Here is a 16475-nt window from a genome sequence, read left to right on the forward strand (position 1 = left end):
CGGCTAGATCAAAATCATCTGCGTGCAGCGAAAGAGTGCGATCGTGTGTCCGTCGGGGTCGAAAACGGAAGCGTCCCACACGTGCGTGCTACGGCCCAGATGCACGGCGCTGGCCACGGCGCGCACCGTGCCCGCTCGGCAGGTGCCGAGGAAATTGCTTTTGAGTTCGATCGTCGTGAAGCCGCGGGCGTTTTCGGGCAGATGGGCCATGCAGGCATAGCCGCAGCAGGTGTCGGCCAGTCCGATCACGGTCGCGGCGTGCAAGAAGCCGTTTGGCGCGAGCAGTTGCGGCCGCACGGCGAGCTTGCCCGTCAGCGTGCCTTGGGCGAGGGCGACGACGCGCACGCCGAGCAGTTCGGGCAGTGTCCCCTCCTGATGCTCATGGATCGTTTCGATCGTGAAGTCGGGGCGTAGAGTCGACATGAGATGAGCCTCTTCGAGATGGGGACGGTGACCGCATTTGCCGATATTATCGGGGCCTGCGATGCATTTCGATAGCGTAACGGGCCGTTCGCCTCGCCGGCGAGACCGGCCCCGTGACGCAACCGGCTAACCGGTCGCGCGGGCGGCCTTCTACTCGGGAGTGTTCATGACGGTGATCGTGGTAGCGAACCCCAAGGGCGGCGTGGGCAAGAGCACGTTGTCGACGAACTTGGCGGGCGCCTTTGCGGCGAACGGCGAATGGGTGGCGCTGGCCGACCTCGATCGGCAGCAGTCGTCGCACGGCTGGCTCGCACTGCGGCCGGAAGGCTTGCCCCCCATCGAAGCGTGGCGTTTGGATCCGGACGCGCCGGCCAAGCCGCCTCGCGGGCTCGAGCGCGCCATCATCGACACGCCGGCCGGGTTGCACGGCAGCCGGCTCGTCGCGGCGCTCGAATTGGCCGACAAGGTGCTCGTGCCGCTGCAACCGTCGATGTTCGACATCCTCGCCACACAGCATTTTCTCGAGCGGCTCGCCAAGGAAAAGGCCGTGCGCAAGGGCGACATCGAGGTGGGCGTGATCGGCATGCGCGTCGATGCGCGCACGCGCTCGGCCGAGCAACTGCATCGCTTCGTCGAGAGTCTCGATCTGCCCGTGCTCGGTTTTCTGCGCGACACGCAAAACTACGTGCAACTCGCCGCGCACGGCCTGACGCTGTGGGACGTGCCGCAAAGCCGTGTCGAGAAGGATTTGGAGCAGTGGGAGCCGATCACGGCGTGGGTCTCGAAGTAGGAGCACAGTGCGCTGCGGCGGCGATTCCGGCCGCCGCAGTCGCCTCCGCGCGTGGCCGCCAACACAGCCCCGATCAGCCCCGGTAGCGCGAGCCGGGGCGCTACCGCGCCGCCTCGCCTGGCGAGGGGTGCTCAAGTGGCCTCGCGCCTCAGCTCCAGCTTTGCACGGGCACGTGGGCGCGGCTGCCCTTGATCTTGTTCTGTTCGTCGACGAATACGAGCTTGGGCTCCCAGCCCGCCGCGAGTTCCGCGTCCTCGACCATCGCAAACGCCGCGATGATGACGAGGTCGCCCAACTGAGCGCGGCGCGCGGCCGAGCCGTTCAGAGAAATCATGCCGCTGCCGCGCTCCCCGCGAATGGCGTAGGTCGAGAAGCGCTCGCCGTTGTTGACGTTCCAGATATCGATGCGTTCGTTTTCGACGATGCCCGAGGCATCGAGCAAATCTTCGTCGATGGCGCACGAGCCTTCGTAATGAAGCTCGCAGTGCGTTACGACGGCGCGGTGGATCTTCGATTTAAGCATGTGTCGCTGCATGATCAATTCCTTCGGACTTCAGACGATTCGAACGATTGCCGCGGGCAATGTCAGATTTCGAGATTATCGATGAGGCGGGTCGAGCCCAGCTTGGCCGCGGCGAGCACGACGAGCGGGACATCGAGCTCGTCCGGGCGCGGTGCGAGCAGATCGACGCGTTTGCGCACGGCGATGTAATCGGGCGCCCAGCCGCGCGCCGCGAGGCTTTCCATCGCTTCGCGTTCGAGCGCCGCGAAATCGCGCCGTCCGGCAAGCACGCCTTCACGCACGCGTGCGAGCGTGGCGGCCAACATGGGAGCTTCAGCGCGCTCGGCCTCGCTCAGAAAGCGATTGCGCGAGCTCAAGGCGAGGCCATCGGCGTCGCGCACCGTTTCGGCTGCGACGATATCGGTGGGCAGGGCGAATTGCCCGCACATCTGCCGCACGATCATGAGCTGCTGGTAATCTTTTTTGCCGAACACGGCCACGCGCGGCTGCACGCACGACATCAGCTTCATGACGACCGTGCAGACGCCGGTGAAAAACCCGGGGCGGAATTCCCCTTCGAGGATGTCGCCGAGATCGTGCGGCGGATGGACGCGGTATTCCTGCGGCTGCGGATACATATCGCGCTCGGTCGGCGCGAACAGCACATAGACGTTTTCCCGTTGCAGCTTGTCGATATCGGCTTCGAGCGTGCGCGGATACTTGTCGAAATCCTCGTTCGGCCCAAACTGCAGACGATTGACGAAGATGCTCGCGACGACCGGGTCGCCGTGCTGGCGCGCGAGCCGCATCAGCGACAAGTGCCCTTCATGCAGGTTGCCCATCGTCGGCACGAAGGCCGTTCTGTTTTGGCCGCGCAACTGGTCGCGCAATTCCTGGATCGAGCTGATGACTTTCATGACGGGGTGATGTGCACGCGGCGCTGGCGGGTGAAGCCGCGCCGATTGTAGTGGATTTGACGGCCCCTTGGCATCGAAAAGAGCGGTTGCTCGACGAGCGTGCGCCGGCGCAGCATGTGCCCGTTATGCGGGCAAATACGCTAGGCGCACGTAGATCGGTGCGAAAGGTTCGGGTTGGGTGATCTCGATCAGCGACTCGCGCGCGAGCTCGAGCATCGCGATGAAATTGACGACGACGACCGGCACGCCGCGCGTCACGTCGAACAGATCCGAGAACTCGACGAAGCGCGCATTCTGCAAGCGCCGCAAAATCAGGCTCATATGCTCGCGCACCGAAAGCTCCTCGCGGGAGATCTTGTGGTGCTGCACGAGCTTGGCTCGCTTGAGCACGTCGGCCCAGGCTGCGCGCAGATCGTCGATGCCGACGTCGGGAAACCGCGGCGCCATGCTCTGCTCGATGTACACCTCGGCGCGCAGGAAGTCGCGCCCGAGTTGCGGCAGTTGATCGAGCCGCTGCGCCGCAAGCTTCATGCGCTCGTACTCGAGCAGGCGCCGCACGAGCTCGGCGCGCGGGTCTTCGGCTTCTTCGCCCGTATCGGCCTTTTTCACCGGCAGCAACATGCGTGACTTGATCTCGATCAGCATCGCGGCCATCAGCAAGTACTCGGAAGCGAGTTCGAGATTGGTCTTGCGCAACTGCTCGACGTAGCCGAGGTACTGCGCGGTCACATCCGCCATCGGGATGTCGAGCACGTTGAAGTTCTGCTTGCGGATCAAGTAAAGCAGCAGGTCCAACGGACCTTCGAAGGTCTCGAGAAACACCTCGAGCGCATCGGGCGGGATGTAAAGATCCTGCGGCAGCTTGAACAGCGGCTCGCCGTACAGGCGCGCAAAGGCGATGCCGTCGACGATGTCGGGCGTCGTGTCGGTCGCGGGCGCGGTCAGCGCCGAATTCCCGCGCTGCCCTTCGTCGGCGGCGTTCACTATCAGAAGTTCTGGTAGTAGACGTACGGGTTTTGGTTCACGCGCGTCTGCTGTTGGGTGGCGCGCTCCTCCAGATCGATGGGCTGCTTATCCCACAGCAGGGCGCGGCCGCGGCGCTGCTCTTCTTCGAGCGTAGGCTTTTGCTGCTTGAGTTGATTGATGAACTGCGTGATGTCCGATTGGTACAACATGATTCGATCATCCTGAAAAAGGGGACAAATCGGCGGGGCGCCAACTCGAGCAAAGTTCGATTTTAGCGCATGCGGCTCATGCGGAACACGGCGCGTGCTCGCGCGTCCAAAGCGGCGCGTCCCGTGGGCCTCGTGGTCCGATGCGAGGCCGTTATGGTCAAATGATCGTTTTCGTCGAAGCCGTCGCTCGCTCGGACCCGGCCGCGGTCGAAGCGGCAGAGGCAATGACCGGTTCGGTATGGCGGGGCGAGCGCCTTCGGCTGTTCAACGTGGGGAGGTTTTATTTGCGGGAAGCCGTGATCGATGCGTCGCGCACTGGGGCAAGCCGGTGCGCCGGGCGCGGCATGCGCGACGACACCGCGGCGGGCCGCCCGGTATGGCGGCGCGTGGCCCTTGGCGCGTTGCTTGCGTTGCTGTCGGCGCCGGCGGTGGCGAAATACGACGTGACGATCGATGCGCCGCGCCCCATGCGCAAGCTGCTGGAAAAGCATCTCGACCTGGCGCGCTTTGCCTCGCGCGACGATGTCACCGACGATCAATTCGATTTCCTCGTGACGGCCACGCCCGAGCAAGTGCGCGATTTGGCGGCAACCGACGGCTATTTTTCACCGGTCGTGCGCACGGACGTGCGACAAGGCGGCAAGGGCAGAAAAGACGTGACGGTGCACGTGGATCCCGGCCCGCGCACGATCGTGTCATCGGTTGCGCTGAGCTTTGCCGGACCGATCGAAAGCGAGGAGCCCACGCGCGAGAATGCGGCGCGCTTCGCTTTTTCGCTCCATGCCGGCGACCCGTTTACGCAGTCTGCCTGGACCGACGCGAAGGACGCCGCGCTCAAAGCGCTGCAAACCCATCGCTATCTGGGCGCGAAGATCGCGCAGTCTCAGGCGCGGATCGACCCGCGGGCGCGCCAAGCCGCACTCTCCGTCGCATTCGAAAGCGGGCCGACATTCACGCTGGGCCCGCTCGACGTATCGGGGGTGCGCCGTTATCCCGAGCGCATCGTCACCAACGTCAATCCGCTGGCGACCGGTGAAGTGTACGATGCCGATCGCGTCGCCGAACTGCAGCGGCAGTTGCAGAACACGCCGTACTATGCGAGCGTCGCGATCGACGTGGGCAGCGACGTCGACAAGCCGAACGAGACGCCGATTCACGTGAAAGTCAGCGAGTACCCGTACAACAGCGTGCGCGGCGGGGTCGGCTACGCGACCGATACGGGCGCGCACGTGCAAGGGTCGTATTCCTACCTCGATACCTTCGGCGCCGCTTGGCCGTTTTCGGTCCAAGGCCGGCTCGACCAGATTCAGCAGTACGGGCAGGTTCAATTGGCCATGCCGCCCGGCAAGCGCGGGTGGACGAACGCTGCGCTCGCGTCCTATACGAACACGCAAGTCTCCGGCACGCGCATTTACAGCGCTCGCGCCGGCTTGCAGCGCACGCGCACGGCGCAGTTCATCGACTACGCCTATTCGATCCAATACTACGCCGACCGTCTCGACCAGAATCTCATCGGCCCCACGACGAGCCACGCGCTCGTGCCGCAATGGTCGTGGACGCGCCGCAACGTAGACGATCCGCTGTTTCCGCGCAAAGGCAATTTGCTCCACGTCGAAGCGGGCGTCGCGGTGAAAGGCTTCGCGACGGATCAAACGTTCACGCGCGGCTATGCCCGCGGCGTGCAATACGTGCCGCTCTTCAAGCGCGACCTCTTCCTCGTGCGCGCGGAGCTGGGCGGCGTGTTTACGAGCGGCGGCTCGACCGGCATTCCGGCGTCCCTGTTGTTTCGCGCGGGCGGCTCCAATTCGGTGCGCGGCTATGGCTTCCAAAGTATCGGCAACAACGTGGACGGCTCCGTGCTGCCGACGAAGTACCTCATCACGGCTACAGCGGAATACCAGCACTGGTTCACGCACGATTGGGGCGCGGCGGTTTTCTACGACATCGGCGCGGCGACCGATACTTGGGGCGAGCGGGTTTTCTATCCGGGCGCGGGCATCGGCGCACGCTGGCGCAGCCCCGTCGGCCCAATCAACGTCGATCTCGCTTACGGCGTGCGCAACCGCAGCGTGCGGCCCTATCTGACGCTGGGTATCGCCTTCTAAGAGAAAAAATCGCACAAAGGAACGCCTTCGGATGACGCACGATTTGCCGCCACCCCCGCCGCCGCACGACGACGCCTCGGACGCCGCCGGTACGGGCACGGGCGCGCTCCCGGCGCAAACGGCGGGGACGGACGGAGCGGGAACCCCCGGCGGCCCGCCGGAACCCGGCGCGCCGCGGCGCGGACGCCGGAGGCGGCGTGCGTTCGGATGGGCGGCGCTTGCCATCGCGCTCGGCTTGCTTTGCGTCGCCGCAGCGCTCTACGGCGCGCTCGCCACCGAGTCCGGCACACGGCTCGTGTGGCGCACGGCCGTTGCGCTCACGGGCGGGCGCTTATCGGGCGCATTCGAGGGCGGCACGCTCGCGCGCGGCGTTACGTTGACCGATGTTCGCTGGCGCGGCCAGGCGAGCGCGGCGAGTGCCCCGCCCACCGACATTCGCATCGATCGCTTGTCGGGCCGATGGTCGCTCACGCGCTCGCCGTGGAGGCTGACGGTCGACACGCTGCGAGCCGGCACCATCGATGCGCGGCTCGCGCCGTCGGCGAGCAAGGCGCCGATGCAACTGCCGGCGGATTTACGCTTACCGCTCGAGATCGAATTGCGCGCCATCGCCGTGGACAAGCTGCTCGTGCGTAACGGCGCTGCGACGACCGAGATCGATGGCCTGCGCGTTCACGGACGTAGCGACGGCAGGCATCATGCGCTCTCTATCGACGGGCTCGATACGGCTTACGGCACCCTCGCGGCGCAGATCGCACTGGATGGCGTGCGGCCGTTTCCGTTGACGGGCGAGTTCTCGGCGTCAGGCGTGCTCGGGGGCGCACCGGCGCAAGTGCAGGCGAAACTTTCCGGGACGCTCGAAGCGCCGAGCGCCGATGTGAACGCCAGTGGCATGAAACTGACGGGTCGGGCGCACATCGAGGCGACGCCGTTTGCCGCGGTGCCGCTCAAACGGGCGACCATCGCGTTCGACCACGTCGACCCCCGCGTGATCAGCGCCGGGGCGCCGCAAGCCGATCTTTCGCTCAGGGCAGCGCTCGCGCCGGTTCCCGGCGCGGGGCCGCTCGTCGTCGCAGGTCCGGTCTCGATCGCCAATGCCGTGCCCGGGCCGCTCGACGAGCATCGCTTGCCGTTGGTGCAGGCGCACGCCCAGGTACGTCTGGACCCGCGCGCGCAGCGCCTCGATGGCCTCGATATTCGATTGATCCACGACGCCGCGCTGACCGGCTCGGGCACCTTCACGGGCGGTCACGCGCGCCTGGATTTGACGGCGAGCGGCATCGATGTTGCAACGTTTACGCCGTACGTGCGGCCGACGGCGTTCTCAGGGCCGATCGTCGTGACGCTGGATGGGGCGACGCAGCAGGCCTCGGTCGATTTGAGAGACGAGCGAGCACGCTTGCGGGCGCGCGCAAACGTGGCGCTCGAGCCGGGAAGCATCGCGCTGCACGATGTGCGCATCGACGCGGGCGACGGGCGCTTGCAATTGAAGGGCGCGCTGCAGCGCGACGCGCGCGAGGGCTATGAACTCAGCACGACACTGACGAACTTCGATCCGCGGCTCGTCCTCGCTCGGTCGTTGCCGACGACGCGCCAGGCGGCGCCGGACGCGCGGTCTTCGGGCGTGGCGGGCGCGGCAGGCCGGCGGCCTCAGGCGCCCAAAGCCTCGAAAGCGCCCAAGGCGCCTCGCGCCCAAGCGCGTGCGGCGGGCTCCGTGCCCGAGGCCCGCATCACGGGCCGCTTCAGCGCGGTCGGCGCACTGGCTCCCGCATTCTCGACGAAGCTGCGCTTCGACCTGGGCGATAGCGTCTACGACGGCTTCCCGTTGACGGGCGAAGGCACGATAGTGTTGGCCGGATCACGCCTTCTGCCGAGCAACGCAACCTTGTCGATCGCCGGCAACGACGTCGAGTTGCACGGCACTTTCGGCACCCCCGGCGACCGCTTACGCTTTCACGTCGATGCGCCGCGGCTCGATCGCCTGGGCTTCGGCGTGTCGGGCGCGGTGTCGGCCGATGGCGATTTGACGGGGTCCCTGGCGCACCCCGATGCGACGCTGAGCTACGACGCGCACGGGGTAGTGATCGGCGAGAACCGCATCGGCGCGGCGAACGGCAACGCGCGCATTCGCGACGGCGCGAAGGGCGCACTCGAGTTTTCCACCGACGCGCGCGACGTGCAGGCCGGCGCGGTGGCGCTGTCCACGCTGAGCGCGCACCTTACGGGAACGCGCGCAAAGCATGCGTTCGATGCCCAGGCGAAGGGCGCGGTGAGCGGGCGCGCCGTCGACCTGGCGCTTGCCGGGACGGGCGGCGTCTCCGATACGCGCGAGGGTCCGCGCTGGGACGGCGTGCTCACGCGCTTGTCCAACAGAGGTCTGCCTGCGCTCGAACTGCAAGCGCCGCTCGCGTTGTCGGCCGCGAAGCAAAAGGTCACGCTCGGCCCGACGCGAATGGTGATCGAAGGAGCGACGCTCGAGTTGAAGTCGTTCGCCTACGACCACGGAGCGATCAGCTCGGCCGGGAGCGCATCGAACCTGTCGGTGGCGCGCTTGATCGCCATTCGACAAACGCTCACGGGCACGCCGTCGAAGCTATCGAGCGATCTCATCCTCGGCGCCGACTGGAACTTCGCGCTGGGCGCCAGCGCGAGCGGATACGCGCGCATCGAGCGCCGCAGCGGCGATGCGACGCTTTCGACGGGCTACGGCGTATCCGCGCTCGGCATCACGGCGCTGGCCGCGCGCGCCGATTTCGAAGGGGGGCGGCGGCTCAAGGTCACGGCGCACGCGGCCGCGAGCCGTATCGGCACGTTCGACGCGAACCTGAGCGCAGGGCTGAGCCCCGATCCCGCACGTGCCGGCATGCTCGGCCTGGGCGCCGATGCGCCGCTCGCCGGCACGCTTGCCTTCGACGTGCCGGCGCTCAAGACCACCGGCGGCCTGTTCGGCCCGAGCTACGTGCTCGATGGCCATCTTGCGCTGAACCTCGTGCTGGCGGGCACCCGAGCCAAGCCCTCGGTGTCGGGCGCGCTGATCGGCGACGGCCTCTCGGCCACGCTCGTCGATCAGGGGGTGCAGCTCAAGGACGGCATCGTGCGCGTCGCGTTGACGGAGAACCTCGTCGATCTCCAGCGTGTCGAGTTCCATGGCGGCGACGGCACGCTCCGCGCGACGGGGAGAATCCGGCTCGACCAAGCCGAGCCGGATCTGACGGCCCAGATCGTGGCCGACAAACTCGAGTTGCTCGCGGCGCCCGATCGGCAACTGTCGCTCTCCGGCAGTGCGACGATGGCGAACGGCGGCACGAGCGGCGGGCTCGACATCGACGGCAAATTCCGGGTGGACCATGCACTGTTCGATCTGCCCGAGCAGCCGGCGCCGCGGCTATCGGACGACGTGGTGATCGTGCGCGACCATGCCGTCGTGCGCGGTGCGCCCCCGCGGCCGACCGAGTCGAGCAACAAGCCCGCGGGCCGCTTCGCGCCGCGCGCGAACGTCGACATCAACTTGGGCGATCGCTTTCGTTTCCGTGGTCAGGGCGCCGATCTCGGGCTGCGCGGCACGGTCACGGCGCTATCGGCGCCGAATCAGCCGTTGCGGGCGATCGGCAACGTCCGTGTGACGGAGGGCTCCACTTATACGAGCTTCGGGCGCAAGCTCGCGATCGAGAACGGTTATTTCACGTTCAACGGACCCGTGGCGAACCCTGGCATCAATATTCTCGCCATGCGCCGCAATCAGGAAGTCGAGGCTGGCGTGCAAGTGACGGGCACCGTGCGCGCACCGGTGGTCAAGCTCGTGTCGGAGCCCAACGTGGCCGATAACGAAAAGCTCTCATGGCTGCTGTTCGGCCACGGCACCGACCAGGGCAACAACCTCGGTCAGCAAAGTTCGATGACGACGGCGTTGGCGCTGCTAGGCAGTGCGACGGGAAAACGGGTTGCGCAAACCTTCGGACTCGATGAGTTCTCGGTCGGGCGCAGCGAAGTGGGCCTGACCGATTCGCAGGTAGTCATGCTGTCGAAGGCAATCAACGAGCGCCTCGTGCTCGGTTACGAGCAGGGTTTGCAATCGGCGAGCAACGCGTTCAAGGCGACGGTGAACCTATCGCGGTTCTGGTCCGTCGCACTTTATACGGGCACCTTCCAGGGCCTCGACATCAACTTCACGCGCCGCTTCGACGGCTGGCACGGACGACACTGACGCCGAAGCCCGCAGGTGCTTTCAGCGTACGCGCATGCCGGGCTTCGCGCCGCTGTGGGGCTCGAGGATGTAAAGGCCCGGCTCGGCTTTTTCGTCGGCGCTCGATGCGGCCAGCACCATCCCCTCCGAGAGGCCGAACTTCATCTTGCGCGGCGCGAGATTGGCGACCATCACCGTCAGCTTGCCGACCAGATCCTCGGGCCGGTAAGCCGACTTGATACCGGAGAAGACGTTACGCGTGTTTTCTTCGCCGACATCCAGCGTCAACTGCAGCAGCTTGTCGGAACCTTCGACGGCCTTGCAGTCGACGATGAGGGCCACGCGCAGATCGATCTTGGCGAAATCGTCGATCGAAATCGTTTCGCTTCCGGTGTCGTCCTGCGCGCTCGCGGATGCCTTTTTCGCTTTGCCCGCGGCGGCCGAAGCGGCCGCAGCCGCTGCCGCGCCGGTTTCGGTGGGCTGCAGCGACGTGCGGTTGGCTGCGATCAGCGCTTCGATCTGCTTGGAATCGATGCGCGTCATCAAGTGCTGATAGGCGTTGATGGGCTGGGCCGACGAAAGCGGCGTGCCGGCATCGGCCCAAGCGAGCGGCGCGATGCCGAGGAACGCTTCGACCTTGGCCGCGAGCGCCGGCAACACGGGCTTGAGCGCGATGGTGAGCAGCCTGAATGCTTCGAGGCTCACGCTCACGGTTTCATGCAGCAACGCAGCGTTGGCCGGGTCCTTCGCCTGATCCCACGGCTTGGCCGTATCCACGTACGCATTCACCGCATCGGCCAATTCCATGCTCTGGCGCACGGCGCGACCGTATTCGCGCGCTTCGTAGTGCGCCGCGATGGTGGGAATCGCCGCCCGCAGCGTGCCGAGCAGCGGGTGCTGCATTGCACTGTCCTGCACGCGCGCATCGAACCGCTTCAGGAGAAAGCCCGCGGCACGGCTCGCGATATTGACGTACTTGCCAACCACGTCGCTGTTCACGCGCGCTTGAAAGTCGTCGAGATTCAGATCGAGGTCTTCCATCGTCGCGTTCAGCTTCGCGGCGAAATAGTAGCGCAGCCATTCGGGGTTCAGCCCCGTCTCGATGAAGCTGTTGGCCGTGATGAACGTGCCGCGCGATTTCGACATCTTGGCGCCGTCCACGGTCAAAAAGCCGTGCGCGAACACGTTCGTCGGCGTGCGATAGCCCGCGAATTCGAGCATCGCGGGCCAAAACAGCGTATGGAAATAGAGGATGTCCTTGCCGATGAAGTGATATTGCTCCGTGTTCGAGCCGGGCTTGATCCACTCGTCGAAATCGAGCCCACGCTTGGCGGCGAGGTTCTTGAAGCTCGCGTAGTAGCCGACCGGCGCGTCGAGCCAGACGTAGAAGTACTTGCCGGGCGCGCCGGGAATTTCGAATCCGAAGTAGGGCGCATCGCGGGAGATGTCCCAATCGCCCAGCTTGGCTTCGCCTGCATCGCCGAGCCACTCGCGCATCTTGTTCGTCGCTTCCGCCTGCGCGAGGCCGCTTACCCAGTCGCGCAGGAAGTTCTCGCAGCGCGCATCGGAGAGGCGGAAGAAATAGTGCGTCGACTTGCGGCGCACCGGCGTCGCGCCCGAAATGGCCGAGTACGGGTTCACTAGGTCGGTGGGCTGATACGTCGAGCCGCATACCTCGCAACTGTCGCCGTACTGGTCCTTCGCGCCGCACTTCGGGCATTCGCCCTTGATGAAGCGATCAGGCAGGAACATTTCCTTGACGGGGTCGTACGCCTGCTCGATCTCGCGGGCGTCGATGAGTCCGGCCTGTTGCAGCCGGCCATAAATCGTGCCGCACAGCTCCCGGTTTTCTTCGGAGTCGGTCGTGTAGTAGTTGTCGAACGAGACGAGGAAGTTGCTCAGATCGCGCGTGTGCTCCTGCCACACGCGCTCGATCAGCTGCTTGGGCGTGATGCCTTCCTTCTCTGCGCTGAGCATGATCGGCGTGCCGTGCGTGTCGTCGGCGCCGACGTAATAGATCTCATGACCCTGCATTCGCATCGCGCGCACCCAGATGTCAGTCTGGATGTATTCGACCATATGGCCGAGATGGATCTGTCCGTTCGCGTAAGGCAGAGCAGACGTCACGAGAATGCGGCGGCGGGCGGCGCCCGCGCCGGCTTGCGCGGCGGAATGAGGGGCGGATACGGTCATGAGCGTATAGAAAGGGACTGCTTGAGGGAAAGCGACGATTTTAGCAGGCACGCGTCGTGCCGCGAGGCGGCGCCGCGCGATCGACGGCGATGAAGCCGTCAAAAGTGCCGAAACAGCGCCGAACGAGTGCAAAAATGAGCCCGTGGTGGCGGTGCCGGTGCGCGGCCGGTAAGCGGCCCGCGCGTGCGCCGGGCGAGCGAGCCGAGGGGGAAGGGGGGGCGGCGGCGCGGACGGAGCGCGCTTGGGATTACCGCGCGGCGGCGATGCCCGCTAAAAAAAACCGGGGCGTTCGGCCCCGGAGCAACAACGACAAGAGGAGAATGGTGACGCGGCGGCGTTGGCCAGCCACGTACCGAACATACAGACAAGCAAAACGCCGGCGAGTTCGAAAAATTTTTCGATTCGTTTACCGGCGCCTTCTAGCTGCCTTCCGACGCTGTTTTTCGATCAGGCGGCCACCGTTGAAAGGGCTCGCTGGGGCGACCCGCGCTCGCCACGCAGCGGGCCTCCCATCGAGTTCAGCCTGCCGGTTGCGACGTTGCTCGCAAGTACACCTCGACACGCCGGTTCTGCGCGCGGCCCGCTTCCGTGCCGTTGTCGGCAATCGGGTTGCTTGGGCCGAAGCCCTGCGCGACGAGCCGGTTCGGCGCGACGCCGTGCTGGCTCAAGTAGGTCGCCACACTTTGCGCCCGATTTTGCGACAGGGTTTGGTTGAGCGACGCGCTGCCGGTGCTGTCGGTATAGCCGCGAACTTCGGCCACGAGTTCCGGGTGCTGCTGCATCTGCGCCGAAAGCTCGTTCAGCGTCGGATAGAGCGCCGGATTGATCTGGTAGCTATTGGTCGCGAACGTTACGTTGCTGGGAATGTTCAGTTTCAGCGAGCCGTCCGGCTGCTCGGTCACCTGCGTGCCGGTGCCCTTCGATGCGCCGGAAAGCCGATTGCGGATGTTTTGCCAGTTGTAGCCCGTGATGCCGCCCACGGCTGCACCGACGCCCGCGCCGATGGCTGCCCCCTTGCCGCCGCCGAAGATGGCGCCCAGCGCCGCGCCGGTGCCGGCGCCCACGCCCGTGCCGACAGCCGTGTTGGTGCCTTGCTCGGTCGCACAGCCGGCGAGGATCGCGCCGGTGACGGCAAAAGCGGTGAGTCGGGTGACGATTTTTGCGTTCATGTTCAAGTCCTCTTTGAGAAAACGGTCGCTCACGCGGTTAGCTCTCGGTAGAGCGGCGAGGCGGTAGAGCGGCGCACTGGGCATGCGGGCGAACCGGCCGACCGCTCTCACCCGGCGCCGGCTACGGCCTGACCGCCATGCAATGCTCGGGCCAAGCTGCCCGCACGCGCTTACTGCTGCGCGAAGTTGCCCTGCCGGACTCGTTTTGGCAATGGCGCGCAACAATTGTTTTCAAATTTTCGCGGTTGCGGCAATGCGACCCACGGTCGGCATGCGCCGCGCTAGCCGATTGCATCCTCCATTGTTCATTGAAGTGGCCGTGGGCTCGCGCAAGCGCGCGAGAGACCCGGCGAGGGGCAGGGTATCGCAGCCCGCGTCCCGTCGCTAACCACTACAATAGTGCGCGTCGGCGCCCGATGCGGCATTTTTCCGCGGCAAGCTGCGGCGGGGACCCACCGCGCAGCCCATCTATTGGCAACGATAGGCCACATCCGGCGTTATTTTATTGTTTTGATGCAACATTTCCTTTTGCGCCGCCTTCTCGTGCTGTGCCGCGCCTTTTATCCCTTGGAGTCGAATCGATGAGTATTGATCGGGCCCTGGTCGACGCCGCTCTCGCGGCCGTGGTCGATCCCAACACGGGCCGCCCGTTCGCGGCCGGCAAGGGCGTCAAGAACGTAAGTGTCGACGGCGCGGCGGTCAGCGTCGAAATCGTGCTCGGCTATCCGGCCAAGAGCCAGTTCGACGCGGTGCGCTCGGTCGTCGAGCAGGCGCTTCTACAGGTCCCCGGCGTCGAGCGGGCGGGCGTCACGGTGTCGCAGTCCATCGTCGCGCATACCGTGCAGCCGGGCGTGAAGTTGCTGCCGAAAGTCAAGAACATCGTGGCCGTGGCCTCGGGCAAGGGCGGCGTCGGCAAGAGCACGACGGCCGTCAATCTCGCGCTTGCCCTGGCGAGCGAAGGCGCGGCGGTGGGCATTCTCGATGCCGACATTTACGGCCCGTCGTTGCCGACGATGCTCGGTATCGAAGGCCGTCCCGAGTCGCCCGACGGGCAATCGATGAATCCGATGAAGGGGCATGGGATCGAGGCCAATTCGATCGGGTTTCTCGTCGATCAGGACAACCCGATGGTCTGGCGCGGCCCGATGGTCACCTCGGCGCTCGAGCAGCTTTTGCGCCAGACGAATTGGGGCGAGCTCGACTACCTCGTCGTCGATATGCCGCCGGGAACCGGCGACATTCAATTGACGCTCGCGCAGCGCGTGCCGGTGACGGGCGCCGTCATCGTCACGACGCCGCAGGATATCGCGCTGATCGATGCGAAAAAGGGCCTCAAGATGTTCGAGAAGGTGGGCGTGCCGATCCTCGGCCTCGTCGAAAACATGAGCATCCATGTCTGCTCGAACTGCGGTCATGCCGAGCACATCTTCGGCACGGGGGGCGCGGAGCGCATGGCCAAGGATTACGGCGTCGAAGTGCTCGGCAACTTGCCGCTCGACATCGGCATTCGCGAACGAGCGGACAGCGGTCACCCTAGCGTCGTGGCCGACCCGCACAGCCGGGTGGCCGAGACTTACCGCGCCATCGCCCGCAAGGTCGCGATCCGCATCGCCGAGCGCGCCAAGGATATGAGCGCGAAGTTTCCGACGATCGTCGTCCAAGATACGTGAGCCTGGCTGGTCCCACGGTATGCGCCTGCGCACTGTGCCGCGCGGCGCAAGGACCCGTTTATGCTTGCGCCGTGCGCGTCGCGGTATCATGTCGCCTTCGCTTGAGTCCGGCTCGGCGGCGCGACGGGCGCCGCGTACCGGCATGAGGATCGCATGAGAGAACCCACCGGCGGATGGCGTCCCCAGCGCGCGGGTGTCGTGGCGGTGGCCGGCATGGTGCTGGCGGCCAGCACGGTGCTCGGCGGCTGCGCCGCCTTGTTCGGCCCCCACGAAAAGCGCGCCAACGCGCAAGTATTGCCCACGGTGGGCAACACCGCGCGCGGCTCCGTCACGTTCATCGAACGCTCGGACGGCGTGCAAGTGACGTACAACCTCGTCGGGCTCCCGCGCAACACCGATCACGCGCTGCAAGTGCGCGAGCGCGGCGATTGCAATGCGGCTGACGCGTCGAGCGCCGGCCCGGTGTTCGCGCCGGCGGCCGATCGCTTGAAAGCCGGCGTGCGCCGCGCGGGCGATTTGGGCAACATCCATGCGGACGCGGCGGGCGTGGCGGCTGGGTTCATCGTCGCGCCCGACGTGGCGCTCGACGGCGTGCGTTCCGTGATTGGCCGCTCGGTGAGCGTCGCCCGCGAGGCGGGCGATCCGGCGTTTCCCGACCGCAATGTGGGCCCGGCGCTCGCGTGCGGCGTGATCCGGCAGTAAATCCGCTTTTTTCAGCGTCTTTTTATGACAATCAAATCCGACAAGTGGATTCGGCGCATGGCCGAGCAGCACAACATGATCGAGCCGTTCGTGCCCGATCAAATGCGCACCTCCGAAGACGGCCGCAAGATCGTCAGCTACGGCACGTCGAGCTACGGCTACGACATTCGCTGCGCCGACGAATTCAAGATCTTCACGAACATCAATTCGACGATCGTCGATCCGAAGAACTTCGACGAGAAATCGTTCGTCGATTTCAAAGGCGACGTGTGCATCATTCCGCCGAACTCGTTCGCCCTCGCGCGCACCGTCGAATATTTTCGGATTCCGCGCAACGTGCTCACGGTGTGCCTCGGCAAATCGACGTATGCGCGCTGCGGCATCATCGTCAACGTGACGCCGTTCGAGCCCGAATGGGAAGGCTACGTCACGCTCGAATTTTCGAATACCACGCCGCTGCCGGCGAAGATCTACGCGAACGAAGGCGTGGCGCAAGTGCTGTTCTTCGAGAGCGACGAAGTGTGTGAGGTGTCCTACGCCGATCGCGGCGGGAAATATCAGGGGCAGCACGGCGTGACGCTGCCCAAGACTTAGCGCTGCGGCTTCTCATACCGTCATACAACGGACGCGTAGCGCAGAGAAACTA

The 16475-nt window shown here is 65.6% G+C and carries 13 protein-coding genes; 6 read left to right on the forward strand and 7 right to left on the reverse strand.

Translation table 11 applies throughout. The features are described from left to right. Positions 1–3: 3 nt before the first annotated feature. Positions 4–423 carry a PaaI family thioesterase gene (locus tag QQS38_RS24090; RefSeq protein ID WP_479647864.1) on the reverse strand — a complete coding sequence of 140 codons (420 nt, stop codon included), beginning with the start codon at positions 421–423 and terminating at the stop codon, positions 4–6. Positions 424–589: 166 nt separating this feature from the next. Between QQS38_RS24090 and QQS38_RS24095 the strand changes: the two genes are divergently transcribed. Continuing rightward, complete coding sequence (locus QQS38_RS24095) at positions 590–1213, forward strand: ParA family protein (RefSeq protein ID WP_479647865.1); 624 nt, start codon at positions 590–592, stop codon at positions 1211–1213. Between the two features lie 148 nt (positions 1214–1361). Here QQS38_RS24095 and panD read toward each other — a convergent pair whose 3' ends face one another. From panD to QQS38_RS24115, 4 genes are all read right to left on the reverse strand, one after another. Continuing rightward, positions 1362–1748 carry an aspartate 1-decarboxylase gene (gene panD, locus QQS38_RS24100; RefSeq protein ID WP_479647866.1) on the reverse strand — a complete coding sequence of 129 codons (387 nt, stop codon included), beginning with the start codon at positions 1746–1748 and terminating at the stop codon, positions 1362–1364. A gap of 50 nt (positions 1749–1798) precedes the next feature. Next, positions 1799–2632: a pantoate--beta-alanine ligase gene (gene panC / locus QQS38_RS24105; RefSeq protein WP_479647867.1), complete on the reverse strand. Its 834-nt coding sequence runs from the start codon at positions 2630–2632 to the stop codon at positions 1799–1801. A 123-nt stretch (positions 2633–2755) separates the two neighbouring features. Then, positions 2756–3616, reverse strand: coding sequence for a segregation and condensation protein A (locus QQS38_RS24110; protein ID WP_479647868.1), 861 nt, complete (start codon positions 3614–3616; stop codon positions 2756–2758). 2 nt (positions 3617–3618) lie between these two features. Beyond that, positions 3619–3807, reverse strand: a complete 189-nt coding sequence (locus tag QQS38_RS24115) for a DUF3460 family protein (RefSeq protein ID WP_479647869.1) — start codon at positions 3805–3807, stop codon at positions 3619–3621. A 344-nt stretch (positions 3808–4151) separates the two neighbouring features. On the opposite strand from QQS38_RS24115, the gene QQS38_RS24120 reads away from it, so the two are divergent. Together QQS38_RS24120 and QQS38_RS24125 are read left to right on the forward strand one after the other, a co-directional pair. Next, a complete protein-coding gene (locus tag QQS38_RS24120; RefSeq protein WP_479647898.1) occupies positions 4152–5912 on the forward strand; it encodes an autotransporter assembly complex protein TamA in 1761 nt (586 codons plus the stop codon). Between the two features lie 31 nt (positions 5913–5943). Continuing rightward, a complete protein-coding gene (locus QQS38_RS24125; protein WP_479647870.1) occupies positions 5944–10116 on the forward strand; it encodes a translocation/assembly module TamB domain-containing protein in 4173 nt (1390 codons plus the stop codon). Positions 10117–10137: 21 nt separating this feature from the next. Here QQS38_RS24125 and metG read toward each other — a convergent pair whose 3' ends face one another. Both metG and QQS38_RS24135 read right to left on the reverse strand, forming a co-directional pair. Beyond that, positions 10138–12288 (reverse strand): methionine--tRNA ligase, encoded by a 2151-nt coding sequence (gene metG / locus QQS38_RS24130; RefSeq protein WP_479647871.1) that lies wholly within the window; start codon positions 12286–12288, stop codon positions 10138–10140. A 518-nt stretch (positions 12289–12806) separates the two neighbouring features. Then, positions 12807–13457 carry a YiaD family glycine zipper/OmpA-like lipoprotein gene (locus tag QQS38_RS24135; RefSeq protein WP_479647899.1) on the reverse strand — a complete coding sequence of 217 codons (651 nt, stop codon included), beginning with the start codon at positions 13455–13457 and terminating at the stop codon, positions 12807–12809. 581 nt (positions 13458–14038) lie between these two features. Here QQS38_RS24135 and apbC point away from each other — a divergent pair. From apbC to dcd, 3 genes are all read left to right on the forward strand, one after another. Beyond that, on the forward strand, positions 14039–15127 hold the full coding sequence (gene apbC, locus QQS38_RS24140) for an iron-sulfur cluster carrier protein ApbC (protein WP_479647872.1): 1089 nt from the start codon (positions 14039–14041) through the stop codon (positions 15125–15127). A 213-nt stretch (positions 15128–15340) separates the two neighbouring features. Next, on the forward strand, positions 15341–15829 hold the full coding sequence (locus QQS38_RS24145) for a superoxide dismutase family protein (RefSeq protein ID WP_479647900.1): 489 nt from the start codon (positions 15341–15343) through the stop codon (positions 15827–15829). Positions 15830–15853: 24 nt separating this feature from the next. Continuing rightward, on the forward strand, positions 15854–16423 hold the full coding sequence (gene dcd, locus QQS38_RS24150; RefSeq protein ID WP_479647873.1) for a dCTP deaminase: 570 nt from the start codon (positions 15854–15856) through the stop codon (positions 16421–16423). Positions 16424–16475: the final 52 nt, after the last annotated feature.

The sequence above is a fragment of the Trinickia sp. Z7 genome (assembly GCF_056498045.1).